The sequence below is a fragment of the Luteibacter yeojuensis genome, assembly GCF_000964085.1.
Classification (GTDB): Bacteria; Pseudomonadota; Gammaproteobacteria; order Xanthomonadales; family Rhodanobacteraceae; genus Luteibacter; species Luteibacter yeojuensis_A.
The window spans coordinates 55,262-74,238 of the sequence record NZ_JZRB01000018.1; the positions used below are offsets into that span (position 1 = coordinate 55,262).

Here is an 18,977-nt window from a genome sequence, read left to right on the forward strand (position 1 = left end):
CTCATTCAATTGAGCCACGACTAACCGAAGCGTCGTTTAAACGGCAACCAAGTCATCGACGATGGCCCCAAGCCGAGCCAGCGAAGATGCCTTCATTAGAAGCCCGGTCCGCGCATCAAGCGGATAGGTCAAGTCGCTCACGTCTTTGCCTGTGACGAACAGAACCTTTAACTGGTGCACAGCACGACGAATTAGACGAACCACGGCCTCTCCCGCCGTGTCGGGCAATCCCGAATCGATGATCACGAGCGCAGGGAGCGTGTCGACTACGACCCAGGCGAGAGGGCGCATCGTCGACCGCACCGCTCGCCTCTGCTATGGGTGCCGCGTCCTTGTGGGCGGCAATCGAGCGCCACTGGTCGCAGGCCGTCGACCCAGGGCCGTGATGCGCCACCACCCGTCGTCCTCGATCACAAGCCCGGCGCACTGGAGCCGATGGCACGCCTCCCTACTGAACGGCCGATACGCCAAGCGTGCCGTGTCGTCGAGCTGGCGCAAGGTATCGAGGTCGTCTGGTGGCGCAGAAAGGAGCACGGACGGCTACCTCGGGATCCATCTTTATGGCATCACGCGAGCAGCCGGGGCGCCTAGGGGAGTATTCGGCAAATCGTCGGCGAATTCTGATTAGGACTCGCGGCGCTGATGCTCGACCAGCAGACTGGCGCGCACCGCCAGGGCGGTCTGATTGCGCTGCTCCCACAGGTAGCCAAGCACCACGGCGCCGAGGCAGGCGAGCGCCACCGCGGTATGGTCCAAGGCCCACCGATCGCCGTGCTGCCACTAAGCGGTCACTAGGATCGCGCTTTCGGTGCTTAGGACGGCAACGGTCATGGCTTCAAACCGCCGCTGTGCCCGCGTATGCCGGCGAAGGGCTTCTTTGATTAATCGGGATTGCGCGAGCATGGCGGTCGGTCTCCTGCCGACCTACTCTAGATCGATGCTGCGCCGCACAATGTGCGATCGGTCGTAATCCCACAACCGATTCTGGCCAGCGCGCCGAACTGTGACGGCGCGCAATCGCGCGGCGATCGGATCGTCGCACAATCGGCAAAAACCTGCGGACCGATATGAATCACATCGAGGACGAGCGCCAGTCCTACCGCCGATCCAATCTGCGGCACCTCACCCGGCAGCTCGCGGAGGAGGGGATGGAGTCGCTCGCCGCACAGGGAGCAGCACTTGGCTACCTCGCCGAACAGGAACTGCGGAACTTGCTCGCCGGTGCTCCCATTTCCGACGCCATGGCCCGCGAAATCGAGTGGGCGGTTCAGCGCCCTGAAGGCTGGTTGGACGGCCCTCGAAAAGACGCGCTGGACGATTAAGCAGATCGCCCAAGGCGACGAAGGCGATGCGCCGACGCATTGGCGCCGGCGCGCAGTCGAATAACCCCCGCCGCACTCCCGTTAGGTCATGCGGCGAGGTCGTCATCCGTAACGCCAGGGACGTCGGCACAACTGGGAGGCGGTGCCAGCATCGGGAAAACGCGATGCTCACGCATGGCGGCGGAAGGGTAATCGAGCCAAGGACATTTGCCAATCTCGGTAGGCGACGAAGGAGCCGCCGTCCCAACGTTTGACTGAGCTAAGGGCCTAGCTCGCCTTGGACCAACAGGGCGGTCTCATCGGCCAACTCAATCATGGCCAAGCCGAGCTCTTGCTCGTCGACCGGGATGTCGGCCAGCGCGCTCAGCATCCGCTGCGCCGCGTGCGCCACGGTCTGGAGTTCCGCCTGCCCAGCCAGCGTGGTCACACTGCAAGCCTGACCCCGGGCGGTTGCGAAATCCCCCACCTCGACCGAGGCGGCCAACTGCGTCGCGGTGGCAATCACTTGCTCAAGCGCCATGATCGCTCCCCGATAAGAAGGAAGGGCCATCCTATTCCGCCCTGCGCGGATGCCATTGGCCCTGTCTGGTGGGACGGATGACCGCCTGCCCGACGGCGCGTCCAACCTAGCCGGAAAATGGCAAAAGTGACACATGGTGACCGGTCGGCGGCACGACGACGCTGAGAGCCTCAGCGCAATCAGGGAGTTATCGCTGGCACGCGCCGTGCTTGTCTTCCTTCATGGAGGCTAAGCCATGACCAAGCAGCAAAGAGATTCGCAGTCCGACCGCTGGACTTGTCCGGACAGGCTGACGGTGCAGCCAAGTGGCCCAGTCGATTGCGCGGGCGCGCTGCCCCCAAACGACTCGACACTGTGGGGCGAATTGTCCGCCCTCGTCAGCGCTCTCCGTAAAGACGACTTCTCAGAAGCAAGCTTTCGCGCGTTCCGCATGCACCGCCTGGCGCGGCGCGTAGGCTGCTCGCGCACAGCCGATGCAGGGGAGGAGCTGGAGATAGCGCTGATGTGCTGTGAGGCATGTCACGCGATGCCCGTGCAGCGCGCCTTGCTCGGCCTGATTTCGGCCACCGCGCTGGAGGGCGCGTTGGCTCGGCAAGGGTCGATATAAGTGCCTCACCCTTCACATCCCGAAAGGCCGGCGGAAGCCGGTCCATCCACCGTCGCCTCCACTTTCATCCGCTCGGGGTCTTCCATGCGTTTCCCGGTTCGCCTAAAAATTTTTGCAGCCATGGGCGTAGCGCTTGCGCTGCTTATCGGTTTGGGTGCTGACGGTCTCGTGGGGGTGAACGCGACCTATCGTTTGGTTCAGGATATTTATCAGTCCAACGTCCAGGCCATGGTGTCCGTAGCCAATACCGAGCGGGGTGTGGTGGATATGCGCCTTGCGCTCAACCGTGCCCTCATCGATCCGTCGATTCGCAATACCGATGCGCGAGTACGTGCAGACCTTGCCAAGGAGGCGGCTGCATGGAAGACGTACTACCCGGTCCAGGTTACGTCCGACGACGAGCGCACCACCGCAAACCGCTACATGCAGCTTCGGGCGACCGCGCTGCCCTTGGTCATGCAGGAGGTGGCGTTGCTCGATGCCGGAAAAACCGAGCAGGCAAAGCAGCTGCATCTGACCCAGGTGAGTGGTGCTCTGGGCGACATGGCCAAGGAAATCGACGTCTTAGTGGACGTTAATGCCCGGCAAGCCTCGGAAGCGGCGAATGCCGCAGCGGTGAGCCATGCGCACACCCGCAACGTCGCGATCGCTGTGATGATCGCGTCCATCATCGTGCTGCTCGTCATCGCCGCACTCATTGTACGAGCGGTGGTGCGCCCGCTCGCACAAGCTCGCGCCTTGGCTCAAGCGATCCAAGCGGGAAGGCTGAACAACGAGACGAAAATCACCGGTAACGACGAATTCACCGACACGCTCACGGCGCTCGGCGACATGGATAGACGATTGGCGGAGATTGTCCTGGATGTGCGAGAGATTTCAGAACAAGTTTCGTCTTCAGCGGCCGACATCGCGCAAGGCAACGACGATTTGTCGCAGCGAACGCAAGAGCAGGCCAGTTCTTTGGAAGAAACGGCAGCGTCGATGGAGCAGCTGGCGGCGACCGTCACGCAGAATGCAGAAGGTGCCGGTCAGGCAAAAGCCATGAGTGAGAAACTTAGGAATGACGCGGACGCGGGAAGCAAGGTGTCCAACCAAGCCAGCGAGGCCATGGCTGCGATCACACAGTCCAGCCAAGAAATCGGGGAGATTGTGAGCTTAATCGACGGCATCGCGTTTCAGACCAACCTGCTTGCGCTCAATGCAGCCGTGGAGGCGGCGCGCGCGGGCGAGCAGGGGCGCGGTTTTGCGGTCGTGGCAACCGAGGTCCGCACGCTCGCGCAGCGCAGCGCTGCGGCAGCCAAAGAGATCAAGCAACTGGTGTCATCGACGGTTGAGCGCGTCGAACTTGGCGAGCGCCTCGTGACGCAAACCGGTGCTGCGCTCGATGCCATCGGGCAAGGATCTAGGTCTGTCCACGCGATCGTGGCCGAGATCGCGGCCGCGTCCCAGGAACAGTCGGCGGGCATCCACCAAGTGAACCAAGCGGTGCTGACGCTCGATGATGTCACCCAGCAGAACGCGGCGCTGGTGGAAGAGGCAAGCGCCGCGAGTAAAAACACCGCTGATCTCTCAGAAGAGTTGCGGCGGCGGATGGCGTTTTTCTGCATTCCGGAAAGTCCGGGCACGGGAACGGCGCCGCCGACATCGTCAGCATCCGAGCCTTCGCCTGTCGTGCGTCGCGAAGTAACCGCGCCGCTCCCTCTGATGCGCTCGTCGGTGAAACTGGCGGCCGAGGCAGATTCTGAGGGCATGTGGCGTGAGTTTTGAGCTGGCGACCGTTGCGTCCGGGGGAGCTCAGCTGCGGGTCGAGGTCGCTCACGACGCTCTGGCGCTGCTGGACGCCGAGCGCAGCAAGGACGCGGACGAATGCGCGTTTCGCTGCACACTGATCGCATCACACGCGGAACAACTAGGGGACCAAGCCTTGGCCGCAGCTGCACACGCCTTCGCTGGGATTCTAGTGTCGCCATCGCAAAGGCCGGGGGAGTTGGCACGCGCGTTGGAACGCGTCGTTGCCGCCGCGGCGATTACCTCGCTCGGGACAGCTTAGCCGGGTGACATTGGTGCACCAGCGTCAGGATGTGACACAGCGGGTCTTGCCGGAGCGCATGCGTGCACGACAAAACAACGGCTTGCGTCTGGCACGAGTCTTGCGACACAAAGCGGTGAGAGACTCCCCTCCAAGCGTTATCGGCGATTTGACGGTGGCGCCCTTTATGCGATGCAACGATGACTCAGCTGCCACCCGTGGTCTGGGGCGAGACGCCAGACACTCACCTATCCAGCGAGGTGCGCGCCTTGCTCCGTGCAGTGATAGCGCACGACCTCGCCTTAAGCACAGATTACGCGGGCCGCATCACGCAGGTTGCCTTGAACCGCGGCTGGTCCGACCTCGCCGTGGCGGCGGAGCAATTCGTGCAAGAAATCAGTCGCGGGACCCCGTCGATGCCATCCATTATGGCGCATCTTGAACGGCTGATGGCGGCCGCCGCAGCGCCGCAAGTTGACACGGCACAGGCCAGTCGCCTGAGCGGCGTCGTCAGCTCGACAGGAGGCTGACTAGGTCGAGCATTTCCACCTCGGACAAGTCCCGCGCTTCCACATCAAGCCACACCCGATGGCCACGTAGGGCGTGGGAAAGCTGGCACGCACCGCTGTTCGGCAACTCGCCGACAAGGGAGTCGCCCATGGTCAACGGCCCGTCCAGCGTGCCAGCAACGCAATAGCGTCCGCTAGGCTGGCGGAGAACGGCACAGCGCAGGTCGTGCTGGTGCCACGTCACCATATAGACGGGAAGATAAGCGATCATGAACGGTTCGATTGGCGGCGTGCGGGGCCACGACGACGCCCCTGTTTCTCCTGCCGGGAGTCCGGGTCCTGTGGATCTGGGCTCGGCGTTGATGTGGAGGGCATGAGCGAGGGCGGTGTGTCCATGCCACATTATCGACCGTTGACGAAAAGCTTGAGTGGACGCAGCGGCGAACGATTAACCGGTCCGTCTGTGGCCTGGCGATCGGCCATCGTCTGTCAAACTCCCCGGACGGGCAACGCCGCCAGATCGACAAAGGCGGCGTCGGCTTCGACCACTGATCGTAAGGGCACCATCCGGGCGACGCCGGCGATAGCGGCCTCTATGTCTTGCAGTAGCTCATCTTCCCAGATTGCCTCCAAGGATTCGACCGCATCAATCCCGACGACGAAAACAACTTCGCCGTTGACCCCTTCGCCGAGCCACGGCCGTTCGGTGCCCAGGCGCCCTTGCGCTCGCGCGGTGCGGTGGTGATTAGCCAACAAGTCTAGAAGCGCTTGGCGCTTCCCTGGAAACGGCTTATACGACACGATAAGCATGCGCTTCAAGCGAGTTCTCCCGAGGTACCTACGCTCAACAGACGAAGCCAGACCCCTGCTTCGCTCGCATGGTACCGGACGGGGCATTGATATGCCGCTGCGACCCAGCGCGTTGGCCCCTTAACTCGGAAATCGAGAGATTCCTTGACCTCGAGTGGTGGCGCTTTTGCGCGGACAGGGGATGCGCCCTCATGCGCCCATCCCAAAAAATTGCATTTGCTCAGGAAATAGACTCCTCTAGACCCCGCTAATCGTAACGATCAGCCGATTCTCTCCCGGTTCACTCATCACGGTCGACGAAGGCACCTTCCAGTCAATGACTGACCCCGATAGCGAGAAGCATGGGGTGCGCATTGCGATGAAGGGTATACGCGCTGACCGGCTGTGCACGGCTTCCGTCGTACCGTCCGAGGTTGATCAACCGAGTCCTTGTCATGACGTCTCTCCCCACACGTCGGCGCCTCTCGCCCGACCAGCAAGCCACCGTCCTTCGCGTGCTCTGCAGCGACCTCGCCAAACCCGCCGCCGCCGGCGATCTTTGGTCCCATACAGGACTGATGCCCCCCGAATTTTATCTCGCCTTCAAAGGCACCTTCGGCGCCGATCCCACCCAAGTGCTCCGAGCGCTACGGATGTCGGAGGCCTGTGCGCGCCTGCGAGCCGGCGAGGCGATTGTTGATCTGGCAGGAGCGCTGGGTTATCGCAGTGTCAAATCGTTCGGTAAAGCATTCCGAGTAGTGATGGGTCAGCCGCCGGCTCGGTGGCGACGGGCCCTTAGCCAGTGTGGGCCAGCATCTGCTCGACAGCCGTTGTCGCGCACTGCAAAGTGTGGCCCATGTCAAGCGTCAAAAAACGAACCTCTGCGGTCCCAAGACTGCTGCCCGAGTCCGCTCTAAAGTAAATTTCGCGTTCAGCGAAAAGGCGTGGTTAGCCGCTCTTGCCCTGCCGAGCACGATGGCTTCTCATGCCCGTTGCGCTGACGTAGCGTCGAATGATCCGGGCCGGCACGATGGGCTGGCGCTCAAGGGATGCTGAGGCGCGCGTAGGAAGTCGCTTTATCGGGTAGGCGATCGTCTGAGTGGGCGATGCGGAGACGGGCAGACTTAGTGGCGAGCTTGCGTAAGAGGGCTAGGCCGGCGAGGATGATGATCACGCGGCGAAGTGGGATACGCAGGACGGTGTGCATCTATGGCGCGGAGACGCTTAAAGCCACGGGGCCGCAGTGCGTCGAGGAGTATCGGTCAGCAGAATATGCATGCAGAATTCCTCGAACGGGCCTCACGACACTTTTGAGTATCGCGCCACTGGGCAACGCGGTACGGGCGGCTGGGTGCTGGTGCTCCGGGACGGAAGGGTGTATCGCGCTGGTCCGGAAGTTGCCCAGCCTAGCGGCAGCCTCTTACCTCGCTTCGACAGCGAGGATGAAATCACGTCCGCTGTGCGGCTCGGCGTGGAAATTGCCCTTGACACAGACAAGTGGCAATGGCGATGAGCTGTCAGCGTATCTATCGGCTACCTGCTGCTGGGTCGTTGCGCAAATACCGGCCGCACTGATTGCCGAAAGCGTTCGAGGTGGACCCAAAGGCAGCGTTGTGGACACCAGCGCATGCGTCGCTGCCGCTTATGCGTGATGCTATGCGCGGTCTCAACGGGACCGTGGATTCCCCATGACGATCCAGCCCTTAGAATGAGTCTTAGGTCTGGGCACGACCCGGTGAACCTAGCTGGGGAGTTTCTGATGCGCAGCCGTTGGACGCTTCGTGACCTGGCGGACGTGTTCGCGGCAGTCCTTATCACCACCTATGGGTTGCTCGAAATCGATGTGTTCGTAGCGCCAGATCAAAAGCCGATGCGGCCGCCGTATCAGTAAGACGAGGCACTCCAAGGGTTCGCACACCGTTCACTGGCGCTGTGAAGCTCGTTATACAACGCATCTAATCCATCGCGCATAGCCTCCTGCGCCCAGTCTCCTTCCTGCAACCACGCTAAGAAAGCACCGGCCGTCGCCCCCAATGCCAACAGATTCGAGGCCCAGGCGCTGTCCCTTATGTCGCTGACGATATCCATAGCGCGGACCCGGTCATGACGCCTGACCGCCTGTCCCAATGCAATGGTCTGCTCGGTCAGTCTCTGCCGGTGGACCGATAACGCGAGTGATTTCGACGGCACGATCAGCGCTCCGTGGTACGGTCTTCGACCAGGGGTCGTGTCAATCGCCTATCAGCTAGGACGCGCGCAGATTGCACCCAGCCTCGTGAAGGCACTGGCATGGATGCGGTGGTGCTGGCCGCCGTTGTCGCCGAACCCACGGCTAGGCGACGACGGGGCGCATGGCCTCCTTATGACGAAGCGCATCCAGAAAGGCCGTGCGCCAAGTCGTGATCGTGTTCGCCTCAAGGGCATGCATCATCGCGCGATGCCGCCGCTGCCGTTCCTTAAGTGGCATCGCCAATGCCTGGGCCAAGGCCCCAGAGACTTCATCGATGTCGGCAGGATTAACGAACAGGGCGGCGTCGAGCTCCTGCGCGGCGCCGGCGAAGCGGGACAGGACCAATACGCCCGGATCATCCCTATCCTGGCAGGCGACATACTCTTTCGCCACCAGATTCATGCCGTCACGCAAGGGGGTAACCAGCCCGACTTTGGCAGTACGGTAGTATCCGGCGAGCACGGTGTGGGCGAAGGACTTATTGACATAGCGGATGGGAACCCAGTCGGGCTCAGCATACTGCCCATTGATGTGGCCAGCGCTGCGTTCGAGCGTTCGCCGCAGCAGGCGGTATTCGGGCACGTCCGACCGCGAGGGCGGGGCGATCTGAAGAAGCGAGACATGGCCGCGCAACGTCTTGTGGTCGCGCAGCAGGCGCGCGAAGCCATCGAAACGCTCGGGCAACCCTTTGGAGTAATCCAACCGATCCACGCCAATGATCAGCTGGCGATCATCCAGAGAGGCTTTGAGTCTACCGACCGCACCACTATCCTGCGCTTTCTCGGCCAGAGCAATCACGTCGTCGGTGTCGATACTGATGGGGAAGACGCCTGCGCGAAAAACGCGCCCGCTGGCGGCTCGGATACGTCCGCCGGTTTGCATGGCCGCGCCCAATTCGTGCAGGAAATAGTCCTCCAGCGCTCGCAGGTCCCGGTGGGTGTGCACGCCGACCAGGTCGTACGCCGAAAGGGGTTCGAAGAGTTCCCGGTGGCGCGGTAGAGTGATCAGCAGTCCCGCGGCTGGCAACGGTGTATGCAGGAAAAAACCGATTCGATTAGTGACGCCAAGCTCGCGTAGCATCCCAGCAAGGGGGATCAGGTGGTAATCGTGGACCCAGACGATGTCATCTTTTTGAATGAGCTTGGCCACCTGTTCGGCGAAGAGGCGATTGACGCGCAAGTAGCCTTCCAGGTGATCCCGCTGATAATCCACCAGGTCACCGCGGTAGTGAAAGAGGGGCCACAGGGCGCGATTGGCGAAGCCGCTGTAGTACGCCTCGTAGTCCGACTTGGACATATCGATCGTTGCGTAAGCGATGCGCCCCTTTGTCACTTCGTGAACTTCCGCGCCGGTCTCGCTGGCGAGATTGCCGCTCCAACCAAACCACAGGCCTCCAAGCTCCTTAAGCGCAGCATCCATGGCGGAGGCAAGTCCCCCGGTCTGTGTCTGATTGGGCAGGGCAACCCGATTGGATATGACGACGAGTCGGCTCATAGGGTGGGCGGTCCTTCGTAGGTGGGCCGGGCCTCGGCGTGGCGGGAGTGTGAGAGGGGTGCTGGTTACCGGATGTGAAGCCGGTCACGACTTACGGATCTGCGCCCATCGATCCATTGGCTGCACTGAGGCCGAGACCAATCCGGCTAACCCTTGCATCGTGATAGGGCGGTCCAGGTGATGACTTTCGAGGCCTGAGGGTGCGCCTAATAGACGGCAGTCGCCGATGGTGAAAACGCGGCAACCGGGCTGCATGGCCTGAAGGCGATTGGCGGCAGCCGAGGGGACCATCCCACAGGCCGCGTCCACGACCGCCGAGCGAATTTGGCTGTATGCAACGCATGCCCGGACGGCGTCAGCCCACGTCGACACGTCCAGCACAAGGGCATCCGCGGGCAGCGCTTGCTCCAGCGCGGAACGCCACGGGGAAGCCAGGGCCACGGTGAGCACCGCAACAACAGACTGGTTTCTCACGAATTCGCTCACAAGCTACCTTTCCCTTTCAACGGCGTGCCCTTGGTTCGGCTGCGCTTGTTGCGTGCCGGCGCACGGTCTACCCTCTACGCACCAGAACGCCCACCGGATGCACATCGCAAAGCTCGCCATGCGATGGGCAAAACTGGTCTTCGGCTAAACGTCACGACCGGGCTGCTTGACCTCCTGGCGTCAGGCAGTCGCAAGGCTGCGCCCCCCCGAAGCGGGGGCGTACCGCTGCAAGCCCTCGGATGCGGCGGGTGCCGTTGTCGATGCGATCGGCCGAGATGTTGTCGGGGGCGCCGAGAACCTCTGAACGATTCTCAGCAGGGCTTCTAGGAACGTGCCGAGCCGGGGCCCGCGTTGCTTGCCGGGATAGCCACGGTGATCGGAGCGCCACCGGGCGTTCCGTGTGTCGCCGGTCCGCAGACGGTGCCTGGCATCGCCTCCTAAGACCGAGATCCGTGGACCCGGGAGAGTGATCTTTCCCCTACGCGTGATCGCCGTCAGGTATGGCACAACATTCCCCAAGTCGTGTGGTCGCCTGTGCCCGCGAACGTGGCAGATCACGCATCGGTCGTCATCGCGGCGAATCTCCGGGCGCGTTACGTTTTTCACCGGATCGATGATGACCCGTCAGGCTGGGATAATCACGTACGTGAAGACTGTCGACCCAGCTTCTTTCCGTCTCGTCACAACCAGAGGCAGAACGTGGCCATTCACCACAGGACAAACCTAAGAACCCCCATCCGAATGGTCCGACATCGACTGGCGACCCGACTTCGCCAGAGAAGCAGCCGCCGCCGGGCGGCCCCCAGTCGGCGCAGGAAGACACCCAGAAGGGTGATCGACCCATTGGCGACGCGCAGCCGCCTAATTCCGACCCGGGTGACAATGATCCGGACATTCAGGGCTGACCCGGAGCGATGCATGGCGAATGAGAAAAATGCGTCCGAAAAGCGCCCCGGCAAAGCCGACTCTCCGGAAAAGCCCCGCGATCCGACACGACGCAGGGAGACCGACTCCTCCGGTGACCCGGTTGACGGATCCGGCGAAGACAAACCATACGCAGAGGGGTACGTAATTCAGTCTCGGCCGTTCCAGGCCATCCGGCGGGTGCCCCACGGTCCCCGCTGGAATTTTCTAACTGCCTCGTGGGGATCGGCCCAGTGCCGCGGCTTCGTACACCGCCGCGTCGTAGCACGGGCATGCCACGTCGATCCAGTCACCGCCCTAGGCGAGAGCAGCGCAGTTGTAAGCACCCTGGCCCGGGCTGGGGCATTCCCGGTAGGTGCTTCGCGCGGACGGTCTGCGGCTCGATCAGACTTTCGCTTGGGGCACCTGTATCGATCCCTCAGCGCGCGCCCATGCCAGGAAGCGTTTAGGGTAGGCCGCGGCGGCCTACTGACGGTTCGCGATGCGGTTCCACGCTTGCCGCTGCGGCCGAGGCCGCTTAGGGTAAGCCCGGCGCCGAATAACCCGCAGGTAGACGCCGGGCGCGGGGCGAGCCCGCAAATGGAATAACCTGTACATCTGGTCATTCTCTAACTTCGTCCTTCACTGTTCTCGACGTTATGTTGCCGCCGAAAAGGTTGCGGATCCGGCGAGAGCTGAAGGGGCGCGGGCGAGCAGTCGTAGCGATTTCGCGAGGCCGAGAATAGCGGCACCGTATCCGGGCAAGGGATCACCAGATTCGCCTAGGGTAGCCTCGACAACTTTGGCCGCGTGCAAGAGGGCCATCATCCCTAGCGATTCCGCTCCCACGATGACCAAGTGCGTGCGGAAGCGCGCCTCGTCGAAGTCTTCGGCGAGCGCAGCGTCGCCGATAGCTACCGCGTTCGCGTATATGGCCTCGAACCACTTGACTAGGTGGGGGTCAACAGTATGCATGCGCGGAGCATACGCCCTTTTCACGTCTGAACGATGTTCTTACCCCAGGCAACTGGAGGCCGTCGAGCGTTTCAAGGCGCGACGGCCTCGCGGGCTTACTTCGAGTTGTGAAGCGCGTGCTTGAGGTCACGCATCTGGTCGTGCCCGCTCTTTACCGACACGAAAGCCTCGTTGACGACAGCGCGGGTCGCAGCGCTGAGATCGCCGTCCTTGAGGGCGTCCTCGTACTTGGCCTTAATGTGGTCCTCGCCGCGCTCGACCTCGTCGACGATGGCGGTGTCATCCTTGGAGCTCATCTTGGCGCGCAGGTCGACAAACATCCGGTGGGCCTTTGCCAGCACGGTGCCGTCGTCCTCCGGCTCGCCGCCCAAGAGCCGAACCTGCTGCTGCAGGTTGCCAGCGACGAAGCGGCGCTCAGAGGCGCGTTGCGCAAATACTGCGGCGTAGCGGGTGTTGTCCGCATCCTTTGCTGCCTCGGCGTAACCGTCGGCGCTGTCGATGGTGGTCTCGATCAGGCCATTCAGGCACTTGATGTCGTGGTCGTTAGACGATGCCATTGCGCTCTCCCGCGTGTTGAAAGGAGGCCCATATTGATGTTTGTGAATACGAAGAACTCGTGAAGCCTCAACCCCATCGCACAGCCAAGGCCGTCGGGCAAAGGGGGTCTCGCCTTCACAGATGTCACCATCGGGGTAGAGCCAGGGCACACTTTTCTTCTACGGCCGAACAATTTAGATGGCCAAAAGATCACGTTTGCACTTCGATGGCCGAAAAGAAACTCCCCGATGCTGACTCTTGGCTCGACAGGAAAACCCGTATCGATCCGAGCGACCCTGCCGATGTAGCGCTCTGGGGCCTTGTATTGGGGGTTTCCGCCGACGTGGTGCTTGAGGCGACACAGGCCGTGGGCACCGATCCCGAAGCGGTGCGGAAACACCTCTTGCGGCGCTAGTTAGCCTCGCGATCCGCAGGCGACGCATTGGAGCACTCGCGGGCGGAGCAGGTTTTAAGCACAGCTTGGCCACTCCCAGGGCACGCCGGCGACCACACACACAAGCTTTGTCGCCGGCTCTTTTTTACTCGTACGCGGCCGACACCCATGTGATGGGCATGTGCTTCTTCTCACACCCCGCCTGGCATATGAAGAAGCTGCGTTGCTGTGCAAGGCGGAGGACCGTTCCGTCTTCGAGCGTAAGTCGGATGTCCCCGTCAGCGGGATGGCCGCCGCGCTTTGAGCGAGAGTCGGCAACGGCGATGATCTTTTCCTTCAGGTCGCCATGACCCCAGGTCCAGGTCGCCGACCCGCTGTCGCCTTCAACGCGGATGTCCGCAGCCGCAGCCGGCGGCTGGCTGGTTATATGTATCTCAGGGCCTCGCGAACAGGCCGATGCCAGCCATACGAACGCGCCGGCGCCCAGTACAACCCACACTTTCATCGATCACCCTCCGGACATCTCACCCGGCTATCGGCCAGCCGGGGCCGGACTTGAGCCGGGTCGCTGGAGGCGTGCTGGAAGGGCACGCTGAGGCGCCCGTTTCGATCAGGGCCACCCCTTAGCATGTAAAGTATCCGCGTACGGAATGGAGCAGGGATTAGTTATGCATGGTGAGCGCTCGAGAGTGGCCGCGCGGCCCGACCTGAGCTTTGCGTTCTACGTCGCGCGCGAGCGGACCATGCCCACGGTCTACGACTCATTACTGGAATACCTGCGGCGCGACCCGAGCCCCCCGAACGTCGAAACCTGGGCACAGTTCGAGAGATATCTAAAGTCCAAGGGTAGGGAGGACCTCGAGGTGGGGCTGCGGCTATGGCGCTGCTATCAGCAGTGGTTCCGCGACCGGAGCATGGGCTGCGTGCGTCGGTGACGCGAATCACGGACAACGGCCGAGGTCTCTGCCGAAAATGTGTGCTGCCGCTTCCTCAGGCTAGGCCATGTCTCCGTCAGCCCCGTTTCACCCGGATAGCGCCTTGCTCTCCCGCCGTCGAGCGCGGCTGCGCTACCTGGTGCTGCAGTGCCAGCGGGACGGCATCGAGTCGTGGGAGACGCTGGGCGCGATCCTGGCCGGGATCTCCGGGACACAGCTGAAGGCGTTTCTTCGAGGCGCCCCCATTGACGATGGCGTTGCGCGAGAAATCGAGTGGACGACTAACCGGCCATCGGGCTGGTTGGACGCGCCGACTGACGATGTCCTCGATGACTAGCGCGAGCTCGAAGCCTTCGCGGCCTTGACTTGCATTTGACAAACTTACGTCGCGCCTTGTTACGGACCAATGGCGATCAGTTGCTCGGTTTGCCGGCCGTGCCGAAGATCGCCTCGTCTCCCATGGGGGCCAAATGGAGCGCAGCACGGCGGTCGTTGACGTGATTCGGGTCGGCAATTGGACAGTACCAGTGGCTCTTTGGATTCCTTGAGCCTTGGGTGCCGAATTGCTGGGGTCGATGGTCTAACACGCAATCGACCCGGTCAGAAAGCAGGGCGTAGTCGATCCTGGGAAGATCGCCGCGGGCGGCCATCCATTTCGCCTGGCCGAGTGCGGCGCGCATGAGGCCCGGGTCGTTGATCGCATGCTGGATGACGAGGTAGGCGCTGTGCGTGGCTGCGCGCCCGACGAGCGCGGGGCTGGGGATGCCGTGGGCCCGGAACATCGCCCGGATCCGGGGCTCGGTGTAGGCGTCGGTTTCTTCCATTCGCTTGATGAGGGCTTTGTCCTCGTCGTCCGTCGGGTGATCCGGCCAGACGCGCACCGCCTGGTCCATCGCGCCCAGGCGCAGTGTCTCGGCGCGTACCTCCGGCAGTGCAGATGGATGGGCGGGGCGCATGGCGAGCGGCAGCGGCGCGTCGTTGGGAACTGCGGGCAGACCCCCCGGTACGCCCAGCATGTCACGGGCTTCGGTGTAATTACGCTCCGCGGCGGCGGCCGGGTAATCCGTGGCTGCAGCGGTCAGAGTTCCATACAACTGAGGGTGGCCTTCGCTACGCGCCACCCGGTCCTCGAGGTTCGCCAAGCCTAGCGGATCCACATCGATGCCAATCCGGCTCCATAGGCCGGGAAAGTCGTCAAGGTATGTCTGCTGCGCCTCCGGGTCAGCCCTGGCGCGGTAGATGAGCCGTCCGATCCGTTCAATTGTAGCAGCCGACAGGACCGGCTGCTCAAGAAGGTGCGAACTGCCAAGCAAGTCGAAGAGAGCCCGGGTGTCTGCAGCGGAGAGCGAGGCCTTCCCCGTACGATCCATGGCGGCTATGCGCTGGAGCACATTGGATTCGGCTGGCTGTTGAGCACCAAAGGCGATTACGGACGCTGAGAGAAAAGACGAGAGGCCAGCAGCCAAGGCGCTGACCGCCTTGCGAGCAACGCATGCGATCGTCACGCTACACCCTCCATGGCTTGGACTAGGAGACCCGTTGATACATTCAGCCGATGCAAGCCGTCAAGCATGAGTTACACAGCGGGGCCTCAACTGTTCGCAGCCCTGGAGGTCCGCCTGTCCAGAATCGGTTAGCCTGGCGGGACGCGCAGACGCGCAGACGCGGAGAATCGCCTCAGATTCTTGTCCCGACCTTTTATTCGCGGGCGTGCAGACTCCTGCATGGCAGGGCAGGGCAGGGCAGGCGACCGCTGCTCTTAACTGCGAACGATCCCCAGTAGATCGTTTGCTTCGTCTTCCGTCATGGCGTCAGCTTCAACGAAGAAAGATACCTCTTCGTCGGTCACTACATCTTTGAGGGTGGTGGGACCCGCTTGCCGGAAGCCACCCTCCACCATGCCGCCGAGGGTCAGAAATCCTGCATACACCGACCCGACGGTAAAGCCTCCCGATCGCTCGATCAGCGCCATGCGCAGCTCGTCGTGGAACCAGATTACCTTGCCTAGCACGTCATTACCCGTCCCGGCGCCGTTGGGGAAGTTGGCGCTTACCCTTTGTCGGCTGCAAACTGCCAAAGTTTAGGGGTCTAGTCATCACGTTCAAGTGCTTCTCAACGGTCAGCGTTTTTCTTCATGCCGCACGCCAGAATTTCCTGGGAAGCTAGAAAAAGCTTCGAAGCGCTATCGATACTGCTTACGTCGGTCTGCGGCCAGTAATATCGTGATCATTTGCCTCGCCTGCGCATGCGCCCTGTGAAATTTCCTCTCGATACGTCGAGACCGATTAGAGAAATCCGCCTCCGGGTTACAGCTACGCCGTCGCCGGCAAGCAGATGCACATCTATTGCGCTGGCAGCGGCTCACCCACGGTCGTTCTCGAATTCGGTAACGGCGGGGACTTCACCATATGGGGCAAGGTGCAGCCGGCTCTGTCTCGGACCACTCGGACGTGCTCGTACGATCGTGCTGGGTTCGGTTGGAGTGAGGCGCAATCTGGACCACGGGATGCCAGCCATATCGCCCGGCAGCTGAAAATGCTCCTGAATGCTGCTGGTATCCACGAGCCAATCATTCTTGTTGGCCACTCTGCAGGCGGGCTATACGCATCTGCGCGCATGGGCCGCGGATGTGTCGAACTGGGGCGCTGTCCGCAGTGACCTCCTCGCCGAGGCGCTCGGTGCACTGGAAAGGCGCAGGGTGATAATCCCGTTTCTGCAGCTCGACGTCCGACTGCGCGCACTCGAGAGCGGTCCCGAATCCTTGCATCAGCAGGGCGCATCTGGGCCGTGAGTTCGGCGCGGCCACCTTATAGAAAACGCAGAAGGTCGGTCCGACCTGTCCATTGACACCTGAGCATGCGCGTCGACATAACTTCCCAGCTATCACCGGCCGGGCAGCCAGCGCGATGGAGTGCGGACGGACACTGGAGACGCCGCCAACAGCAGCGCTGATGACGGTGAAAGCCATACGTCACATGCTTATCTCGTCGTCGAGCCAGCCCCGGGGCCGGTGCACAGCCCACTCGATCTCGCGCGCCATCGCATCGTCGATCATCAGCTGTGCATCGACAACGCGCTCCAACTTTTCCAAGGTCATGCCAAGGATCGCCGCGATTGTCCGCTGGGACATTCCCTCACGCTTCAGATCGGAAAAGAGCCGACGAACGTTGGCCAAGCGTTGGCGATGCAACGTGGGCCAGTGACGCGTATATCCTCGATCGTCCATGACAAGGCTCCGGTCTCAATGGGCATCCGTCACGCGAAGGGGTTTCATAGCGGCAACACCCTCTGCAGAGTTCGAGCCATCCACCCGGCGAAACGCAGCGGCGCATCGGTAGCCGCGACGCAAATACAAGCGGTTCCTCGGGAGGTGATCGGCTGATGCTCCGTATCCTCGTCCAGATCGGCGACGTCCCCCGGCGCAAAATGCCCCAATGCGTCATCGTAGGCACCCGAAAGGATCAGGGTGAGCTCACGCCCCTCGTGGGAATGGACCGGAAGGCTTCGACCCGGAGCAATCCGCAGCAGCGTCAGCTGTTCATCTGACGCAAGCCGAACGCTCACCCGATGGATCCCCGGGCCGATCCACCGCCAGGGCAACGTCGACAATGAACGGCCGAAGTACGGCCGCAACGACACTGGCATCGGACTTGGCGAGGGGACGTGATCCTCGGCGGCAGGAGCAACGGCGGGTTCCTCATGAGATACGGTCAAGCGCTCACGCATGGCATCAGCCGCACCGGCAGTCAACGACAGACCGTGCTGTTGCTCGACGAGTTGCCCGCCGACCGCATCAGCCAGGGCCAAACGTGCCCTGCACTCAGGACAAAGGCTCAGGTGTGCGGCCACCACGGCCGTGAAAGCGGGCGTCAGGGCGCCGGTGGCGAAACCCATGAGGGTGGTGACATGCAGGTGGTGCCGCGGGCTCATCGGGTGTCCTGAAGCGACGTTTGCAAATGCATGAAGGTGCGGCGTAGGGTCGACTTCACCGTGCCCAAGGGGATACCTAGCGCCTTGGCGATTTCCACGTGGGTCATGGATTCCAGGTAGGCCATGCGGATCATGCGTGCCTGGGCTGGGGGCAATGAGCCAATGGCGCGGCGAAGACGCGCCTCGTCCACCAGCGCCTCTCCGGCGCACGCCCGCCCCTCCAACACCGGCTCGACCAGCGCGTCTACTCCCTCAACCGCCGCCGTCCAGTGACCGTCACGCCTCACTTTGTCGATATGCAGATTCCGCGCGATGCGAAAGAGCCAGGTGCTAAGGGTCGCGCGGGTGGGGTCAAATTCTTCAGCGCGCTGCCAGGCCCGCAGCATGGCATCCTGCACCAGCTCCTCGGCGACAGCATCGGGCGCGCGAAGACCGGTCAAATAGCGTTTGAGCCGAGGGCCGAAGTGGTCGAACACCACCATGAAGGCTTCAACGTCGCGACGACGCGCGACGCCTCGCATGATGGACGCCCAATAGGCGGCGTCCATACCGTGACCGGTCGGTGCATTCGATGCCACGCGCGGAACTCTCCCTACCGGCACGACGGTCACAACCTCAACCCCCGGCGCATCCTACCCCATCTCGAGGCGCTGCCAAGGGCACGGGGTTCTCGCTTCCCGGGCCAGACCCCCATCAATGCGTCGCCTCTGGAGCTTCAGGCCACGTCTGGCGAACGCGCTCTAGCCGGGCTAGCTCGTAGCCCATCCCGGCCACGCGTGATGCCATAAGATCGAACGCCTGCGGGGCGAGCGTCGGCGTGCGCGCCATAATCCACACGTGATCACGCTTGTCCCGAGCAACAATGACCGATTGGTAATCGGGGTCGAGCCAGGCGATGACGTATTGCGCTCGGAACGGCCAGATAAATCGCATGCCCCAGACCGCGGCGCCGGATTCCGGCCGAACGAAGCCCCGCGCTTTGATTATCTTGACCTTGGCGGACTGAGCCGGCCGATAGCGAAACCGCGTCTCGATCGTTCCGTCCGGGGCCTTCGCGTAGCATTCGACGGCATTGCTGGCCCCGCGCTCCGGACGCGTTGGGATAAGCGCGATCACATACCAATGGCCCATGTAGCGGTCGATATCCAAGCCCGCCACCCTTGGCACCGGCCCCCGCCGCCCAGCGGTGCCTGGCTTGCCCAAGGCGCGCAGTGGCGCCAACAAGCGATCGAGCAGCACGGTCATCGGGTTATCCCTCGCGGTTCCCATCGTGGCGGCCACCATGCGACTGGGCGTGGTGGGCTTACCGGGTTCTAC

Annotated in this window: 24 protein-coding genes; 9 read left to right on the top strand and 15 right to left on the bottom strand. The window is 62.5% G+C overall.

From position 1 onward, the window contains the following. Positions 1-36: 36 nt before the first annotated feature. Positions 37-246 carry a hypothetical protein gene (locus tag VI08_RS09240; RefSeq protein WP_198148898.1) on the bottom strand — a complete coding sequence of 70 codons (210 nt, stop codon included), beginning with the start codon at positions 244-246 and terminating at the stop codon, positions 37-39. A 378-nt stretch (positions 247-624) separates the two neighbouring features. Next, positions 625-756: a hypothetical protein gene (locus VI08_RS22360; protein ID WP_269745833.1), complete on the bottom strand. Its 132-nt coding sequence runs from the start codon at positions 754-756 to the stop codon at positions 625-627. 311 nt (positions 757-1,067) lie between these two features. On the opposite strand from VI08_RS22360, the gene VI08_RS09245 reads away from it, so the two are divergent. Then, positions 1,068-1,322 carry a hypothetical protein gene (locus tag VI08_RS09245; protein ID WP_045829288.1) on the top strand — a complete coding sequence of 85 codons (255 nt, stop codon included), beginning with the start codon at positions 1,068-1,070 and terminating at the stop codon, positions 1,320-1,322. Between the two features lie 259 nt (positions 1,323-1,581). Here the strand turns inward: VI08_RS09245 and VI08_RS09250 are convergent, their stop codons facing one another. Next, complete coding sequence (locus tag VI08_RS09250) at positions 1,582-1,842, bottom strand: hypothetical protein (protein ID WP_045829289.1); 261 nt, start codon at positions 1,840-1,842, stop codon at positions 1,582-1,584. A 235-nt stretch (positions 1,843-2,077) separates the two neighbouring features. Here VI08_RS09250 and VI08_RS09255 point away from each other — a divergent pair, with 235 nt between their 5' ends. From VI08_RS09255 to VI08_RS09270, 3 genes are all read left to right on the top strand, one after another. Continuing rightward, entirely contained in the window at positions 2,078-2,449 is a 372-nt protein-coding gene (locus VI08_RS09255; protein WP_045829290.1) for a hypothetical protein, read from the top strand. A gap of 84 nt (positions 2,450-2,533) precedes the next feature. Then, a complete protein-coding gene (locus VI08_RS09260; RefSeq protein ID WP_084621397.1) occupies positions 2,534-4,216 on the top strand; it encodes a methyl-accepting chemotaxis protein in 1,683 nt (560 codons plus the stop codon). Between the two features lie 462 nt (positions 4,217-4,678). Beyond that, positions 4,679-5,008, top strand: coding sequence for a hypothetical protein (locus VI08_RS09270; RefSeq protein ID WP_045829292.1), 330 nt, complete (start codon positions 4,679-4,681; stop codon positions 5,006-5,008). Here the strand turns inward: VI08_RS09270 and VI08_RS09275 are convergent. Beyond that, complete coding sequence (locus VI08_RS09275; protein WP_045829293.1) at positions 4,989-5,258, bottom strand: hypothetical protein; 270 nt, start codon at positions 5,256-5,258, stop codon at positions 4,989-4,991. The two genes, VI08_RS09270 and VI08_RS09275, sit on opposite strands and share 20 nt — an antisense overlap. 218 nt (positions 5,259-5,476) lie before the next feature. After that, positions 5,477-5,806: a hypothetical protein gene (locus VI08_RS09280; protein ID WP_157006532.1), complete on the bottom strand. Its 330-nt coding sequence runs from the start codon at positions 5,804-5,806 to the stop codon at positions 5,477-5,479. Positions 5,807-6,354: 548 nt separating this feature from the next. On the opposite strand from VI08_RS09280, the gene VI08_RS22535 reads away from it, so the two are divergent. Beyond that, entirely contained in the window at positions 6,355-6,693 is a 339-nt protein-coding gene (locus tag VI08_RS22535; RefSeq protein ID WP_428992143.1) for a helix-turn-helix domain-containing protein, read from the top strand. Positions 6,694-7,535: 842 nt separating this feature from the next. Beyond that, positions 7,536-7,667: a hypothetical protein gene (locus VI08_RS22365; protein ID WP_269745834.1), complete on the top strand. Its 132-nt coding sequence runs from the start codon at positions 7,536-7,538 to the stop codon at positions 7,665-7,667. Positions 7,668-8,108: 441 nt separating this feature from the next. Here the strand turns inward: VI08_RS22365 and otsA are convergent, their stop codons facing one another. The 3 genes from otsA to VI08_RS09300 all read right to left on the bottom strand — a co-directional run bounded on the left by otsA (position 8,109) and on the right by VI08_RS09300 (position 12,421). Next, the gene (otsA, locus tag VI08_RS09285) at positions 8,109-9,500 is read right to left on the bottom strand and encodes an alpha,alpha-trehalose-phosphate synthase (UDP-forming) (RefSeq protein WP_045829295.1); all 1,392 of its coding nucleotides are present in this window, start codon (positions 9,498-9,500) and stop codon (positions 8,109-8,111) included. A 2,046-nt stretch (positions 9,501-11,546) separates the two neighbouring features. Beyond that, positions 11,547-11,864 (bottom strand): hypothetical protein, encoded by a 318-nt coding sequence (locus VI08_RS09295; RefSeq protein WP_045829297.1) that lies wholly within the window; start codon positions 11,862-11,864, stop codon positions 11,547-11,549. A 95-nt stretch (positions 11,865-11,959) separates the two neighbouring features. Continuing rightward, positions 11,960-12,421 (bottom strand): PA2169 family four-helix-bundle protein, encoded by a 462-nt coding sequence (locus tag VI08_RS09300; RefSeq protein ID WP_045829298.1) that lies wholly within the window; start codon positions 12,419-12,421, stop codon positions 11,960-11,962. 206 nt (positions 12,422-12,627) lie between these two features. On the opposite strand from VI08_RS09300, the gene VI08_RS09305 reads away from it, so the two are divergent. Then, positions 12,628-12,816, top strand: coding sequence for a DUF3606 domain-containing protein (locus VI08_RS09305; RefSeq protein ID WP_045829299.1), 189 nt, complete (start codon positions 12,628-12,630; stop codon positions 12,814-12,816). 124 nt (positions 12,817-12,940) lie between these two features. Here the strand turns inward: VI08_RS09305 and VI08_RS09310 are convergent, their stop codons facing one another. After that, on the bottom strand, positions 12,941-13,300 hold the full coding sequence (locus VI08_RS09310) for a hypothetical protein (protein ID WP_045829300.1): 360 nt from the start codon (positions 13,298-13,300) through the stop codon (positions 12,941-12,943). Between the two features lie 533 nt (positions 13,301-13,833). Between VI08_RS09310 and VI08_RS09320 the strand changes: the two genes are divergently transcribed. Next, a complete protein-coding gene (locus VI08_RS09320) occupies positions 13,834-14,067 on the top strand; it encodes a hypothetical protein (protein WP_157006535.1) in 234 nt (77 codons plus the stop codon). 76 nt (positions 14,068-14,143) lie between these two features. On the opposite strand, the gene VI08_RS20815 is transcribed toward VI08_RS09320, so the two are convergent. Both VI08_RS20815 and VI08_RS09330 read right to left on the bottom strand, forming a co-directional pair. Further along, positions 14,144-15,235, bottom strand: a complete 1,092-nt coding sequence (locus VI08_RS20815; protein ID WP_052697796.1) for a DUF6624 domain-containing protein — start codon at positions 15,233-15,235, stop codon at positions 14,144-14,146. 254 nt (positions 15,236-15,489) lie between these two features. Next, positions 15,490-15,702, bottom strand: coding sequence for a hypothetical protein (locus VI08_RS09330; protein WP_157006538.1), 213 nt, complete (start codon positions 15,700-15,702; stop codon positions 15,490-15,492). Between the two features lie 362 nt (positions 15,703-16,064). Between VI08_RS09330 and VI08_RS22540 the strand changes: the two genes are divergently transcribed. Further along, entirely contained in the window at positions 16,065-16,388 is a 324-nt protein-coding gene (locus VI08_RS22540; RefSeq protein WP_084621399.1) for an alpha/beta fold hydrolase, read from the top strand. Between the two features lie 313 nt (positions 16,389-16,701). On the opposite strand, the gene VI08_RS09340 is transcribed toward VI08_RS22540, so the two are convergent. From VI08_RS09340 to VI08_RS09355, 4 genes are all read right to left on the bottom strand, one after another. Continuing rightward, positions 16,702-16,956, bottom strand: coding sequence for a hypothetical protein (locus VI08_RS09340; protein WP_045829305.1), 255 nt, complete (start codon positions 16,954-16,956; stop codon positions 16,702-16,704). Between the two features lie 44 nt (positions 16,957-17,000). Beyond that, positions 17,001-17,660, bottom strand: coding sequence for a ChrR family anti-sigma-E factor (locus VI08_RS09345; RefSeq protein WP_045829306.1), 660 nt, complete (start codon positions 17,658-17,660; stop codon positions 17,001-17,003). Then, the gene (locus tag VI08_RS09350; protein ID WP_084621400.1) at positions 17,657-18,208 is read right to left on the bottom strand and encodes a sigma-70 family RNA polymerase sigma factor; all 552 of its coding nucleotides are present in this window, start codon (positions 18,206-18,208) and stop codon (positions 17,657-17,659) included. Before VI08_RS09350 ends, VI08_RS09345 begins: the two co-directional genes overlap by 4 nt. A 145-nt stretch (positions 18,209-18,353) precedes the next feature. Continuing rightward, the gene (locus tag VI08_RS09355; RefSeq protein WP_084621423.1) at positions 18,354-18,905 is read right to left on the bottom strand and encodes a lipocalin family protein; all 552 of its coding nucleotides are present in this window, start codon (positions 18,903-18,905) and stop codon (positions 18,354-18,356) included. Positions 18,906-18,977: the final 72 nt, after the last annotated feature.